Source organism: Bacillus sp. KICET-1 (genome assembly GCF_027721405.1).
Lineage (GTDB): Bacteria > Bacillota > Bacilli > Bacillales > Bacillaceae > Bacillus > Bacillus velezensis.
This window is the reverse complement of record NZ_CP113515.1, coordinates 3,483,614-3,499,360: the sequence shown is the minus strand read 5'-3', so window position 1 is coordinate 3,499,360 and position 15,747 is coordinate 3,483,614. Positions and strand designations below refer to the sequence as shown.

At 44.2% G+C, this 15,747-nt stretch carries 2 protein-coding genes; both read left to right on the top strand.

Annotation, left to right across the window (positions count from 1 at the left end):
- Positions 1-30 precede the first annotated feature (30 nt).
- A complete protein-coding gene (locus OVA33_RS17475) occupies positions 31-8,739 on the top strand; it encodes a type I polyketide synthase (protein WP_128974066.1) in 8,709 nt (2,902 codons plus the stop codon).
- Positions 8,732-15,736, top strand: a complete 7,005-nt coding sequence (locus OVA33_RS17470) for an SDR family NAD(P)-dependent oxidoreductase (protein ID WP_128974067.1) — start codon at positions 8,732-8,734, stop codon at positions 15,734-15,736. Before OVA33_RS17475 ends, OVA33_RS17470 begins: the two co-directional genes overlap by 8 nt.
- The last annotated feature ends 11 nt before the right edge of the window (positions 15,737-15,747 follow it).

Below are 15,747 nucleotides of genomic sequence, written 5' to 3'. Positions count from 1 at the left end.
GTGCCATTTGTAAAGGGGATGAAGATTTTTATGAAAGAAGCCCGTCATATTAGAAAAAAAGTACTTTCTGACATAGAAAGCGGCATCATTTCTTTGGAAGAAGGAGTAAAGCGGATACAGCAGCTTGGTTCTCATTCCGCAGGGGGTAACGGACAGGCGATATATTATCAGACGGTCTGGCAGCGGACAGATCTCAGCATTCATGTAAAAGGCGGCCGGCGTGAGGGCAGCCTTTTATTATTTGATAAAAATGAAATTGTGAGAAATGAACTTGCTGCATTGCATGATACAAGGGTTATTTTGGTTAAGCCGGGGAAAGAGTTTCGAAAAACCGGGGACGGTGTATTTGAAATCGACCCCCGCTCTGAAAGAGATTACATAAACCTGTTAGGATGGCTTATAGAAGAAGAGAAGTCAGATATACGGGAAGCGGTGCATTTATGGTCAGACATGCCGTTTGAAAAGACTGAGAGAGCGATTCGTGAACAATGCGACAGCGGAGTCTATTCTTTGTTTTTACTGCAACAGGCGCTCTTCAAAAATAACTGCCGCAAACCGATCAAGCTGTTATACGGATATTTTTCGCATCTTTCTGGAGAACAGCCTCTTTACGCGGCGGCAAGCGGATTTTTGCGGACATTGCAGCTGGAAAATCCGTTAATCTCAGCAAAAAGCATTGAATTGGAGCAGTCAATAGCAGCCGTTCACGCGGCTGATATCATACGCAATGAGCTGAGTGATTTCCAGCCTTCAGATGTAGAGATCCGTTATAAAGACATGCAGCGTTATGTTAAACAGCTCAAAACGTATGAACCCGAAAAAAATTCCGGAAGCGGAGATGTGCCGCTGAGAGAAAATGGAGTATATATTATCGCAGGAGGCGCGGGCGGATTAGGATTTACCTTTGCAGAATATTTGGCTTTTCAAACAAAATGCTGCCTTGTTTTAACGGGGAGATCTCCGCTTTCAGATCATATAAGAAAACAGCTGAGACGATTAGAGGATGCCGGTTCTTCAGCTGTTTATGTTCAGGCTGATATTACCAATAAGGAAGAAGCCGAATATGTAGTCAAAAAAGCCAAAACTTCTTATGGAAAAGTAAACGGGGTCATTCAGGGCGCGGGAATCATCCGTGATTCTTTCCTTCTTAACAAGTCACGAGAGGAATTCGATCAGGTAATCAGACCGAAAGTATTGGGTACGATGTGGCTGAATGATGCTGTTGAGAAAGAAAATCCTGACTTTTTCATTTGCTTCTCCTCTACTTCCGCAGTGTTGGGAAATGTCGGGCAATCTGATTACGCGTTCGGAAACAGTTATATGGATCATTTCATGAATATGCGTTCTGCCCAGGATTCTGATACGATTTCTCTCTCTCTGAACTGGCCGCTGTGGAAAGAAGTCGGCATGCAAGTGGATGAGCGCACGGTAGAGACAATGAAAAAGGCGGGTTTTTATCCTTTAGAAAAAGAAGAAGGTAAAGAAGCGTTTGCAGTCGCATTGTCCTCCGGTTTTTCGCAATTTACTGTATTTTACGGAGATGAGCAAATTGACAATCATGTTCATCAATTATATGAACGAAAAGACAATATTCAGGCAGATGAAGGAACAGGGAGAAATATCGAATCATTTGATTCAGAGAAACTGACAGCTGAAACATCTGATTTTATTATAAAAATGATTGCTGCAGAATTCAGGATGCCTGCGGACAAAATAGATGCAGAAGAGGCATTGGAAAAATACGGACTTGATTCCGTTATGATTATCAATATGACGAATGAGCTTGAAAAACATTTCGGCGCGCTCTCAAAAACGCTGTTATTCGAATATCAGACTGCGGCAGAATTGTCACAGTATTTCGTTGAGGAGCACAGGGATACTCTTCTTCATAAACTCCGGTTAGGAGAAAACAGGAGCAGCACCCCATCTCAGAAGAAAAAAGACAATAAACAGACAGCCGAAGTTAACGGGAAACAGAAAATCCAGATGAAAAATCAGGTGCAGCAGCAGGAGAAGTATCATGACAATGATATCGCGATTATCGGTATCAGCGGACGTTACCCGATGGCAAATGATCTTGATACTCTGTGGGAAAACTTATTGAACGGTAAAGACTGTATAACTGAGATACCTAAGGATCGGTGGGATTCGGGGCTGCACTATCAGCCCGCAGCGGGCGATGAAGTAAAAAACCAAAGCAAATGGGGGGGATTTATTGACGATGTGTATCATTTTGATCCGTTGTTCTTTAATATTTCTCCTGCCGAAGCTGAATTAATTGATCCGCAGGAGAGACTGTTTTTAGAGACGGTTTGGCACACCATAGAAGATGCGGGGTACGCAAAGAAAACGCTTGAAAGAAAAAACGTCGGTGTTTTTGCAGGGGTTATGTACGGCCAATATCAGCTGTACAGCGTTGGTCACGAAGCGGCCGTTTCTTCCTCATATGCATCAATCGCCAACCGGGTATCCTACTTCTTTAATTTCAGCGGGCCAAGTATTGCTTTGGACACGATGTGTTCCTCATCATTAACGGCTGTTCATTTTGCCTGTGAAAGTTTAATCAGGAATGAATGTGAAATTGCAATTGCAGGAGGCGTCAATTTATCCATTCATCCTCATAAATATGAACTCCTGACTCAAGGCGGATTTTTATCCAGTGATGGCCGGTGCAGAAGCTTCGGTTCAGGAGGAGACGGCTATGTGCCGGGAGAAGGGACAGGTGCCGTGCTGCTGAAACCCGTAAAAAAGGCTATTGCCGACGGTGATCAGATTTATTCAGTTATTAAGGCAACAGCCATCAACCACGGTGCTAAGACGAATGGATATACCGTGCCGAATCCCAAAGCTCAAAGTGAGGTCATTACGAGAGCCTTAAAAAAAGGGTTTATTGATCCAAACAGCATCAGCTATATAGAAGCTCACGGAACAGGCACCGCGTTAGGAGATCCGATTGAAATCACCGGTCTGACCAAAGCATTTTCAGGTGCCGAACGCGATAAGAAGACATGCGCGATCGGGTCGATTAAATCAAATATCGGACATCTTGAGGCTGCTGCAGGCATAGCGGGCATTACGAAAGTTATTCTTCAAATGAAACATAAAACAATTGTTCCGTCACTGACTCATTCTGCTGAATTGAATGAAAATATACCGTTTCAAAAAACACCTTTTTATGTACCGGACAGTGCCGAAAAATGGGAGTCATCCGTTCCCAAGCGTGCCGGAATCAGTTCTTTCGGGGCAGGAGGAGCTAATGCCCATGTTATTTTAGAAGAATTTGCGGCTGAAGCTATCTCTCCTCTCGCGGCTGAAGAACCTGAACAGCTTTTATTTGTTTTTTCTGCAAAAAATGCCGACAGGCTGGCAGAATATGCAAAACGCGCAAAAGAACATATAGCAGCCAGAGATTATCCATTAGAAACACTTAGAAATACAGCATTTACTTTACAAACCGGCAGAGAAGAAATGCCGCACAGATTGGCTGTTATCGCCTCCACAAGAGATGAATTGCTTAAAGGACTGACAGACTATACCCTCGGAAACGCGATGGATCATATTTTTACAAGCGGCAAAGACACAACAGAAGCAAAAAGGATGAACAAAGCTGAGATTGAAGAAGCAGCCGCAAACAGGGATCTTGTGAAGATTGCTGAATACTGGGTTGCCGGAAACGGGGTAGATTGGCCGTCACTTTATAAAGGTGCCACTCTGAGACGGGTATCAGCACCCGGATATCCATTTGCCAAAGAGCTATGCAGAATAGATGCGCAAAATACGGGAAGCCGCCGGATGAACGGTAATAACGATCTGCATCCTTACATTTCATGCAATATATCTGATTTTAAAGCACAGAAGTTTCTTATCAATGTAAGCGATACCGATTTGTATATAAAAACAAAGTATCAAGACAAGGAAATGTTTCCGTTTCTCAGCCAGATTGAAATGGCGAGAGCTGCCGGAGCAATGGCTTCAGGGAATCCGATTATTAAATTAACAGAGCTCTCCTTTAGAGAACCGATGTTACAAAGCGGAAGCAATGAGCAGATCCGGATTGTATTAACCGCGGATAATCAGGGTGCATCGTATTCTATAGAAAAACAGAGCGACTCATCCATTTATTCCTCAGGGCGGCTCGAATTAGAAGGCGGGGCGTACGAGAACGGAAATATTCATCTTGAGCCGTTCCTGTCTCAGCGCGCAGACCGCATACCGTATGAAGCATTTTATCAGCGGCTTGCCGAATTCGGATACAGCTGCAGTGACAGTCTGAAAGCCGCAGAGCAATGTGTCAGCAGGAACGGACAGGTACTTTTAAAGATAAAAGCAAAGGCCGAGCCGAAAGGGTGCATAATCAAACCGGAAGTTATTGAGAGCGTATATCAAGCCGTCATATACCTTGCGGGGGAAAATGCCGGAGAGCTCCCGGAAAATATTAAAGAATGTACGATTTTTGATCATGAGACTGAACCCGTTTATGTATATGCAGAACAAACTGAAGAAAGCGATTCGGCTTATGATGTGTATGTATTAGACAATGCCGGCGGGATTTTGATGGAACTGAGCGGACTGATTTTTGGCGGAAAGCCTAATAAAAATGTACGTTTTTATGAGCATAAGTGGGATCAAAAAAACCCTCTGATTGAAATGAAAGATAGGGAGCCAAAAACAATTCTGGTCTTTGCAAAAGATGAAGCATTGGCTGGAGCTCTGAAAAATCAATCAGACAGCCGTGTCATTCTCGTCACGCCGGATCAGCGGCAGACCGATCAAAATCTGCTGACATTCTGTGTAAACCCGGAAGTGACGTCAGATTATATTCGTTTATTCGAAGAATTGGAGAAAAAGGGGTTTTCTCCGGATGTCATCTTGCACACGGGAGAAACATTTTACGCGGGTGACCGCCTTCTCAGCGGCCTGGAATCAATTTTTTATTTATTAAAAGCGCTGAGCGCCCGCAGTGACGCCTCTCTTTATCTTCATTCTCTGCTTCTTGTTCACTCTTTTAAAGAAGGCGTGAATGATCCGTATACGGGCGCTCTTGCAGGCTGTTTAAAAACGGCGAATATGTTGGTGCCATCCGCAGAGAATGTGAAGTCAATCGGTTTTTCAGAACGTATATCAATTGAAAAAATGGCTGAATTTTGTCTTAACGAAATGGTTTCAGGCGTGGAACGGCAGGCGGAAGAAGTTAAATATATAAATGACAAGAGGTATGTTAAGACATTAAAGGAGTATGTATTCAATCATACAGAGCACCCTCATCAGCTGAAACAGGAAGGGATTTACCTCATAACGGGCGGTTTGGGCGGTCTGGGCCTGATTTTCGCAAAATATTTAGCCTCTCAGTATCAAGCAAAATTAGTATTGACGGGAAGGTCACCGTTAACAGCTGATAAACGACATAACATTGACCGGCTGCAGGCGCTTGGAGGAGATGCGGTATATTATCAAGCTGATGCCGCAGATCAAAAGACGATGGGACGGGTCATAGAAGAAACGAAACGGACTTGGGGCTCCATTCAAGGCGTTATTCATTCAGCTGGTCATGCCGATGATCGGTTATTTACAGAGATGAATCTGACTGATTTTTCAGAAGGCATGACTGCTAAAATTGAAGGAACGGTATGCTTAGATGAATTAACGAAAGATGAGCCGCTTGATTTCTTTATCGTATTTTCTTCTATTTCTGCGGTCTTCGGAGATTTTGGACAGGTTAATTATGCGTTGGGCAATTATTTTCAAGATCAATATATAAATTGGAGATCCGAACAGAGCCGCCGGCAAGAGAGACAAGGCAAGAGCATTTCGATTAACTGGCCGTTGTGGCGTAAAGGCGGAATGCATTTAAACAAAGAAGCTGAAGAAGCATATCTTTCCGCATCCGGGTTTGATTATTTGGAAACGGAAGAAGGGATAGCGGCTTTTGAGGCGATTTTGGCAAGTGACTGTCCGCAAATTTCGGTTGTTACCGGGGATGCCGAAACGACACCAGCAAAAAAAGATCTGCCGCATCAAAAAGTAAATACGCTTCCGGTTCGTCAAGAGGAAATTTCTTATACAGCACCGGCTTATACAGACAATGTCCTGGAAGAACTGAAGCAAATGGTATCGGAATTATTGAAAATTAACATTGAACAGCTGGATACGGCAGAGAATTTCGGCAATCTCGGCTTTGATTCTATCAGTTTGAAAACATTAGCTGTCCGGCTGAATAAAAAATACAAGCTTAAGCTGACACCTGCCGTTTTCTTTACTTACAGCCATATTAAGTCTCTTTCAGAATTTCTAAACAGTGAACTGCGTACTGTTGCAAAAGGGAATACAGATGCAGAAAAAAACATTTCTGAAAAAAGGAAAGTGCACGCCGAGAAAACCGCCGGGAAAACCGTGAAGCCGCCGCGAAGTTTTCCGTTTGAAAAAAAGACAACAAGACAGGCTGACTATCATCCAGAGAAGCAGCCAGTTGCCATTATCGGGATGAGTTGTGTTTTTCCGGGATCAAAAAATGCAGATGAGTTTTGGATCAATTTAATCAATGAAAAAGATTTGATTCAGGAAATTCCCCCGGATCGCTGGGATTGGAAAAAATACGCCGAAGGCAAAGGAAGCAGCGAAGTACATTCGAAATGGGGCGGCTTTATCACAGATGCCGATAAATTCGATGAGGCGTTTTTCAATATTAATCCGCGGGAAGCAGAACTCATGGATCCTCAGCACAGAATTTATTTGCAGGAAACCTGGAAAGCGATAGAAGATGCGGGTTACAAAGCTTCAAAGCTGTCTGGCAAAAATATCGGGGTGTTTACGGGCATTCAATTTAATGATTACCGCCAGCTGCTGATGAGGCATTCGGACGGGGCGCATGCGTTTGCGGGAACCGGAAACAGCCAGGCGCTCATCAGCAATCGTGTATCCCACTATTTTAATTTCAGAGGTCCGAGTGAGTCCATTGATACAGCCTGCTCAAGCAGTCTTGCAGCAATCCACAGAGCTGTGCGCTCGATTCAAAATGGCGAAAGTGAGCTGGCGGTAGCAGGCGGGGTTTCGCTGCTCTTAGATCCAGTCACGCATATGTATACTGATAAACTCGGTATTTTGTCTAGGGACGGCCGGTGTAAGACGTTTGATAAACTTGCCGACGGTTATGTCCGCGGTGAAGGTGCAGCTGTTCTGTTATTGAAACCATTGCAAGCGGCAATGAATGACAGAGACAATATTTACGGAGTCCTGAGAGGAACCGGAGAAAATCACGGAGGAAGATCTGCTTCATTGACCGCTCCGAACCCGGAAGCTCAGGCTGAACTGTTAACGTCTGTTTACAAAAATGCCGGTATTCCTGTTGATACGATATCTTATATTGAAGCACACGGAACCGGGACAGAACTGGGAGATCCGATTGAGATTGAAGGCTTGAAAAAAGCGTTTGGATCTTTTGAGCCGCATCCAGGAAAGAATCATGACCAATATTGCGGCATCGGTTCAGTAAAAACGAATATCGGTCATTTAGAGCCCGCCTCTGGAATGCCGGGGCTGATTAAAGTATTACTATCCATGAAGTATAAAACATTGCCTGCCACACTTCATGTCAAGGAGCTGAACCCTTACATTCAATTAAGCGGAACACCGTTTCATATTGTCAATAAAACGATGAAGTGGGCCAGATTAAAAGATCGAAAAGGAAATGAAATTCCGCGCCGTGCCGGAGTCAGTTCCTTCGGATTCGGCGGGGCAAATGCTCATGTCCTTGTGGAAGAATTTGAATACGGACAAGATAAAGCAGTAACTGCCGAGCGGGAACAAATCATTGTTCTATCGGCCAAAACAAAGGAAAGGCTGATGGTTAAAGCCAAAGAGTTAACAACGTTTTTACATGAAGAACGATCAGTTCAATTCAGTCAGCAAGAGGTGCAGGAACGTGATTTACAAGAGGCGGTTCGGGAAGCGGCAGCGGGTATCCTGCGTTTAGATACCGCAGATATAGATGCAAAGACACCTCTTTCGGAATTCGGATTTGATCCGTTGGCTTATTCCGAATTAATCTCTTTTATAAACCAAATGTACGGCACAGAAATATCACTTGACATATTTCAGGAATTAAAGACACTGAGCGAGCTGTGCCGCTATATCAGCCGCATCCGGAATCGATCAGCTGATAAACCGCATAACGGCAATTTTAGAGAAAAGTCCGGATTCGGTCTTGAAGAAATAGCATATACGCTGCAAACCGGAAGGGAACCATTTGAATGCCGCCTTGCGATCACTTGTTCGAATGCCGGAGATCTTCTTGAAAAATTAAACGGTTACATCCAGGGGAGCAGGCTGCAAGGTGTTTATGAAGGAAATGTAACGGATTTTGATAGTCTGTACGCTCCTTTATTCGGCGGCCCCGAAGGTCATGCATATGTTCAATCACTGATTCAGCAAAACAAGCCGGCCAAACTGGCTCAGTTGTGGACGATCGGTTGTGAAATCAGCTGGGAAGACTTGTATGAGGAGGAACTCAAACCGGTTAAACTGTCTCTTCCTCTTTATCCTTTCAGCAAGAACAGACATTGGATTCATTTAAATAAAGATGAAGCGCAGAAGGCTGAGGCTTTCTCGAACACTGAGCTTCACAACTCAAATAAAGATACAGCAGATGGAGAAATCATGTCGCTTCTTGAAAAAGCACAAACAGGTGAGATGAATACGAAAGAGACGTCAGAGCTGATAGAGGAGTTGCTTTTCCATGAATGAAAAAACGATGCAAATTGAGCAAATCGTGAAAAAGGTGAAAGAATGCAGCCTGACGCCTGAAGAAGGGCTGGAATTCATTAAGAGCTTGGGGAAAACCCATCTATATGAAATGGTATGGGATAGACATGAATTTAAAGGCAGTGAAAAATTCCCGCATACGAAAGAGCCAATTTTATTTTTTTGCGAAGACGACAGCATGTATACCGTAATGAAGAGGCAGCTTGAAGGCTATGAGGCACCTTTCATTTACGTGACTTCCGGCGAGCGTTTCGAAGATTGCCGGAACGGTCGTTTTACAATGAACTTTGCAAAAGATGAGGATTATGATGCGTTATGCGGGGTTCTGCGTTCTCAAAATATAAAACCCCGCCATATTATTCATTTTTTGGCTGCCGGGCTCTTCAAAAATACGGAAGATGCAATGAGAAAGCAGCTCAATGAAAGTCTGTATTCCTTGTTTCAAATGTTTCAGGCCTTCATGGCGAACAAACTTTGTCCGAAAGCAGAAATTTTGTACCTGTATGAAAATACCGAGGGCGAGGTTCAGCCGATTTATAACGCGGTTGAAAGTTTTCTTAAGACCGTACAGGCCGAAAATCCGAATTTCACATGTAAGGCTGCAGAGCTGAAATCAATGTTTGACGAGCCGTTTACAAAGCAGCATATTGCAGATGTCATCTCTTTTGAATGGAACAATCAATGTAAAACGGACCACTTTACCTGCTATGAGCCGAGGCATTATTATAAAAGGCAGCTTCAAAGAGTAAAAAAAGAAGATGGGGAGAAACAAAGTTTCAGTGTAAAAAAGAACGGTGTGTATTTAATTACGGGAGGAGCCGGCGGTCTCGGGTATCTGTTTGCTGAATATCTGGCGAAACAGGCAGAAGTCAAGCTGGTATTAACCGGGCGTTCCCCGGCCTCCCGTGAAACGGCGCAAAAATTGAGCGCTCTTGAAAATCTTGGCGCTGAAGCCTTATATGTCCCGGCAGATATTTCAAAGGAAAAAGAGACGGACGCTTTGATTAAGCACATTAAGCAGACATTCGGAGAATTAAACGGAATTTTGCACAGCGCCGGACTTGTTAAGGATGCATTTATCATAAAAAAAACGAAAGAAAGCATAGAAGAAGTTATAGCGCCTAAAGTATTCGGAACCGTTTGGCTGGATAAAGCAGCTGAAGAAGAGCCTCTTGATTTCTTCGTTATGTTTTCATCCCTTTCGGCCGTTCTGCCTAATGCGGGTCAAAGCGACTACGCCTTCGCTAACGGATGTATGGACGGATTCACCCAGTATCGAAGCATTAAAGGACGTCCCGGGAAAACACTTTCTATTAATTGGCCGTTATGGGATGCGGGCAATATGACAGTCGGGCCGGGAGAGCTGCAAGCTTTAAGACATGCAGGGCTGGAACTTTTATCCGCCCAAGCAGGGCTTGCCGCTTTTCAGGACAGTATGAGCCGCTCTGCTTCTCAGCTGGCTGTTATCAGCGGAGACAAAGATAGAATAAGTGAATTACTCTCAACTGATCATAAAGAAATAGAGACTGTGCCTGAAAACAACAGTAATCTGCCGCAATTAAATGAAAGGGATCTGAAAAAACAAACGGTTCGTCTTTTGACAGAGATTGTCGGTGCGGAAACGGGAAGACCGGCGGACAGTATTTTACCCGAGGATACGTTTGACCGTTACGGAATTGATTCTCTAACGATTTTAGGTCTTAACTCCCGTCTGGAAAAATATTTTGGAAGAGTGTCTAAGACTCTTTTCTTTGAATACAGCAGTGTTGAAGAGCTGTCAGAGTATTTTCTTGAACACTATCATCATGAGTTGAAGAAGGCGTTTTTACCGGCAGCCGAACAGCGAATTGATCATTCGGCGCCGGCGAAACGGGAGAAGCTTTCCATTTCCCGCATACCATCCGCACCTTCCGAGGAAGATATTGCAATTATCGGTATAGCCGGCCGCTACCCGATGGCGAAGGATGTGGAACAGTTTTGGGAAAATATTTGTTCCGGAAAAGATTGTATAACGGAAATACCGAAAGAGCGCTGGGATTTTCGGAAATATTATCACACAGGTGACAATGCCCGTCATGACAGCAAATGGGGAGGTTTTATAAAAGACGCTGATAAATTCGATCCGCTGTTCTTCTCAATTTCGCCCCGTGATGCCGAGTTAATTGATCCTCAGGAACGGTTATTTTTAGAGACAGCGTGGCACACGTTTGAAGATGCGGGTTACACAAAGAAAAAGTTGAAACGGCATAAGACAGGTGTATTTGTCGGTGTCACCTACAGCCACTATCAGTTATTTGCAGCCGGTGCTTCAGATGATGAGGAACGTCAGACGCTCTTGTCTTCTTATTCGTCTATCGCAAACCGGGTGTCATATTTCTTTGACCTGCACGGACCCAGCCTTGCAATTGATACAATGTGTTCTTCTTCACTTTCTGCTGTTCATTTTGCATGTGAAAGTATAAAAAGGGGAGAATCCACCCTCGCTATTGCCGGAGGAGTGAATTTATCCTTACACCCTGATAAATATACTTTGCTTTCACAAAATCATTTTGTTTCAAGCGATGGGCGCTGCAGAAGCTTTGGAGCGGGAGGAGACGGATATGTGCCGGGAGAAGGAGTCGGGGCCGTTCTTTTGAAATCGCTTTCTGCCGCAAAGGCTGACAGGGACAGGATTTACGGTGTGATTAAGGGAACATCTGTAAATCACGGCGGAAAAACAAACGGATACACTGTGCCAAATCCGGGCGAGCAGGCAAACGTCATCAGTGAAACTCTTGATAAGGCGGGGATTGATGCAGACAGCATAAGTTATATTGAAGCGCATGGCACCGGGACATCTTTGGGAGACCCGATTGAAATTTCAGGATTAACCAAAGCTTTGCACAGCTCGAAAAGCGATTATCGTTGTGCAATTGGTTCGGTTAAGTCAAATATCGGACACCTAGAGGCTGCGGCGGGAATTGCTTCTATTACAAAAGTGCTGATGCAAATGAAGTATAAACAGCTTGCTCCTTCCCTTCATTCCGATCACTTAAATCCTAATATTGATTTTGAGGAAACACCGTTTTACGTGCAGTCTGAACTGACCGATTGGGAGACGCCGCAAAATCAAGCCAGAAGGTCAGGCATCAGTTCTTTCGGCGCTGGAGGATCTAATGCCCACATTATCATCGAAGAGTATAAGAATGAAGAAAAGATGGAAACGGTACAGAGCAACAAGACGCAAATTATTCTGCTTTCTGCCAAAAATGAAGAACGGCTCAGACTCTTGATTGATGCATATATAAAAGAACTCGAGCCAAAAACGTCACTAGCTGATGCTGCGTACACCTCGCAGACCGGGAGAAACGCTATGGAAGAGCGGCTCGCTGTTGAGGTTAGCAGCATTGACGACCTTCGCAATAAGCTGACGATGTATTTGCGGTCAGATCATAAGTTAAACGGTTTATATAGGGGAAAGGCCCGCCGAGGCTCTGGTCAAAAGGATGCCATGTCAGCCGCTCACTTTAATAGTGCAAGAGAAATGGCCATTCACTGGGTGAACGGAGGAGATGTTCAATGGGAAGAGATGTACACTTCCGAATTGCCGAAGCTTATCTCTCTTCCTGCATATCCTTTTGAACGGAACAGATATTGGGTGCCTGCCGCAAAAGCAGCACAGAAACAGAAAAAAACAGGCGTACCGCAGAGTCTGCCCCATGCACCGACTGACTTATCATTTGATGTATTAAAAAAATCGTGGAAAAAACAAAAGGCTGCGCCTTCCGCTTTTACGAAAGGACAGGTGATGATCCTGGCTAATAGTGAAAGTGAGCGGCTTGCATTCGAATTGTTTGATTCAGACCCTATGATTGAATCCGCTGTCATTTGCGCAGATAACTGGGATCATTCGGATGGGGAAGCCAAAAAAACGGCTCTAGCAGTCATAGAAGAAAATCCGGAAATCATCGGCATGATTGACCTGTCAGATTTCCGGAGTGATCAAAACGGGGCACGCACCGGCACAATCGGGAAGCTGACACTGCTGCAGGAAATCATAAAGACACATAAACAGCTTTTCGTTTTACATGTGACCAGAGGACTGCAGACATTTCTGAATGACAAGCCGTCGTTAGCCGGAGCCGAAACAGCCGGACTATATAAAATGCTGAGTGCGGAGTATCAAAAGATAAAATCAAAAACAATAGATGTAGACGGACATGTCGGGACTGCGGCGGAATTGAGACAGATAATCACAGATGAAGCTTGCGCTGACGGGCTGTATAGTGAAATCTGCTACCGGAACGGTGAACGTTATATTCCATACGTCGAGAAATTACATGCAGCGGAAATAAACCGGAAACTATCCGGTCTGCCAGTATGCCGTACGGATCAAACCCTGGTTATTACAGGGGGAACAAGAGGGATCGGAGCAGAACTTGCCAGACATTATGCCGGCAAGGGAGTCAAAAAACTTGTGTTGATGGGAGTAACCGACCTTCCGGAATCTGATAAAATAGCCGGCATGTTAAAAGACACCGATGAAAAGTCACCTCTTTATTCGAAATTACAACTGCTGCATGAGTTGGATCAAAAGGGAGTTCAAGTAGAAGTGTATTCCGGGCCGCTCACGGAAAAAGAAACATTACAACGCTTCTTTTCAGAGGTGAGACTGAAGTTCGGCAAAATCGGCGGGGTGATTCATTGCGCTGGTGCAGCCAATCATTCGAATCCGGCTTTTATCCATAAATCTGATAAAGAAATAAGAGAAGTATTTGAGCCAAAGGTTCAAGGGATGCAGGTACTTCATGACATTTTTATTGATGACGAACTTGATTTCTTCATTTTGTTTTCATCTGTTGCGAGCGCTTTTCCTTTATTAGGCGCCGGAACAAGTGACTATGCCGCGGCGAACGCTTTTATGGATTACTTTGCGGCGTATCAGCATGCAGCCGGCAGAACATATTATCAATCAATTAACTGGCCGAGCTGGAAGGACATTGGGATGGGCGAGGTGACAAGTCCATCATATCAGGCACTTGGTTTACTTTCACACTCAACAGAATCAGGTATTGCCATGCTGGATGAAATGATGACGATAAACGGATACCCCTGCCTTATACCGGCAAAGACACATCCGGAGAAATTCATGCTGCAGCAGCTGCTTCAGACAAGAATTCAAGCTGCTAAAAATAACCCGGATGCTGAGGAAAAAGTGATTTCTGGTCAGGGAGACAATGAATCCATTATCAGGAAGTTAATGGAGATCTTTTCCGCGGAGCTGAAAATACCTTACGGGAATTTAGATCAGGATACGTCTTTTGCGGATTACGGAGTTGATTCAATCTTACTGGTTCAGCTTGTCAAAAAAGCGGAAGATGTATTTCAAATAAAAATTGAACCTTCAGCTTTTCTGGAGTATCCGAGTTTTTCAGAACTGGGCGTCTATTTGAACGAGTTATTTGCAAGTGAGGGGATCAGTCCTCAAATTGATTCGGAAAACATTGAGGTTCGGAAAAAAGAGCAACATATAAATCAAAATGCTTCCGAAATACGGGACAACGGATCACAAATACAACAAACCAGTCTGAACCAAATCGCTATTATCGGAATGGGCTGTGAGTTTCCGGATGCTCCGGATACAGAAACGTTCTGGACAAATTTGAAGAAAGGACAAAATAGTGTCCGCGAAGTCCCGGCGTCGCGATGGGATATTTCTTCATACTACTCTGACACCTATGAAAAGGGAAAAAGTATCAGTAAGTGGGGCGGATTTCTTCAAGATATTGAGTCTTTCGATCCCGCGTTTTTTAATATGAACAAAAGTGAGGCATCAGAGCTTGATCCGTTAATCAAAAAATGCCTTGAGGTCAGCGTCCAGACATTGAGAGACGGCGGCTATACAAAAGAAGAAGTATCAAACAAAGAAGTCGGCGTCTTCATCGGTTCGCGGACCGGGACGTTTATGTCCAAAATAGGTTCCCCTTCAAAAAATACGATCGTGGGTATAGGACAAAATTTCATAGGCGCGCATATCTCACACTTTTTTAATCTGAAAGGACCGAATCTGGTTGTAGACACGGCTTGTTCTTCTTCATTGGTCAGCGTCCATCTCGCTTGTCAAAGCCTGATGTCAAAAGAGTCAGATATGGCGATTGCGGGCGGAGTTGACATTTTGCTGGATCAAAAGCCTTACGTCATGCTGAGTGAGGCTCGGGCGCTTTCACCTGAAGGAAAATGTCATACATTTGATGAGAAGGCAGATGGATTTGTACCGGGAGAGGGATGCGGCGCAGTCCTTTTGAAAAGACTTGATGACGCCCTTGCCGAAGGTGACAGAATTTACGCGGTAATTGACTCATCCGCGGTTAATAATGACGGACAGACAATGGGAATGACAACACCTAATCCGAAAGCGCAAAGCGCAGTGATAAAAAAAGCCCTGAAAAAAGGCGGAATTGATGCAGATACTCTCAGTTATGTCGAGACGCATGGCACCGGTACGATGATAGGAGATCCGATTGAATTAAAAGCGCTGACTGAAGTGTTCCGGGAGGTTACGGAAGAAACGCAATTTTGCGGAGTAGGCAGCGTAAAAACGAATTTCGGACATTTAATGAGCGCAGCGGGGATAGCGAGTATTATAAAGGTTGCCTTATCCATAAAAAATCAGATGCTCCCGCCGACATTACATTGTAAAACGCCAAATCCGCGTTTTAAATTTGATCAGTCGCCATTCTTTCCGAACACGTCTTTAAAAGAATGGCGTCCCAGAAAAGGGGTTTTGAGAGCCGGAATCAGTTCTTTTGGATTCGGGGGCACGAACGCACATATGATATTGAGCGACAGCCATCTCACATTAGGATATGGAGAGACAAAAAGACACCCGCTTTCTCCGGTTATATTCAATAAGGAACAATGCTGGATCGACAATGGAGAAACTCCAGAAAAGGAAGAGTCAGAATTGCTGATTCCTTTACTTGATTTCAAAGAATTATAAAGAAAAGAAAA

Bases quoted from the DNA above. Each gene is read 5' to 3' on its own strand.
- OVA33_RS17475 (WP_128974066.1), top strand. From the start codon at position 31: ATGAAAGAAGCCCGTCATATTAGAAAAAAAGTACTTTCTGACATAGAA.
- OVA33_RS17470 (WP_128974067.1), top strand. From the start codon at position 8,732: ATGAATGAAAAAACGATGCAAATTGAGCAAATCGTGAAAAAGGTGAAA.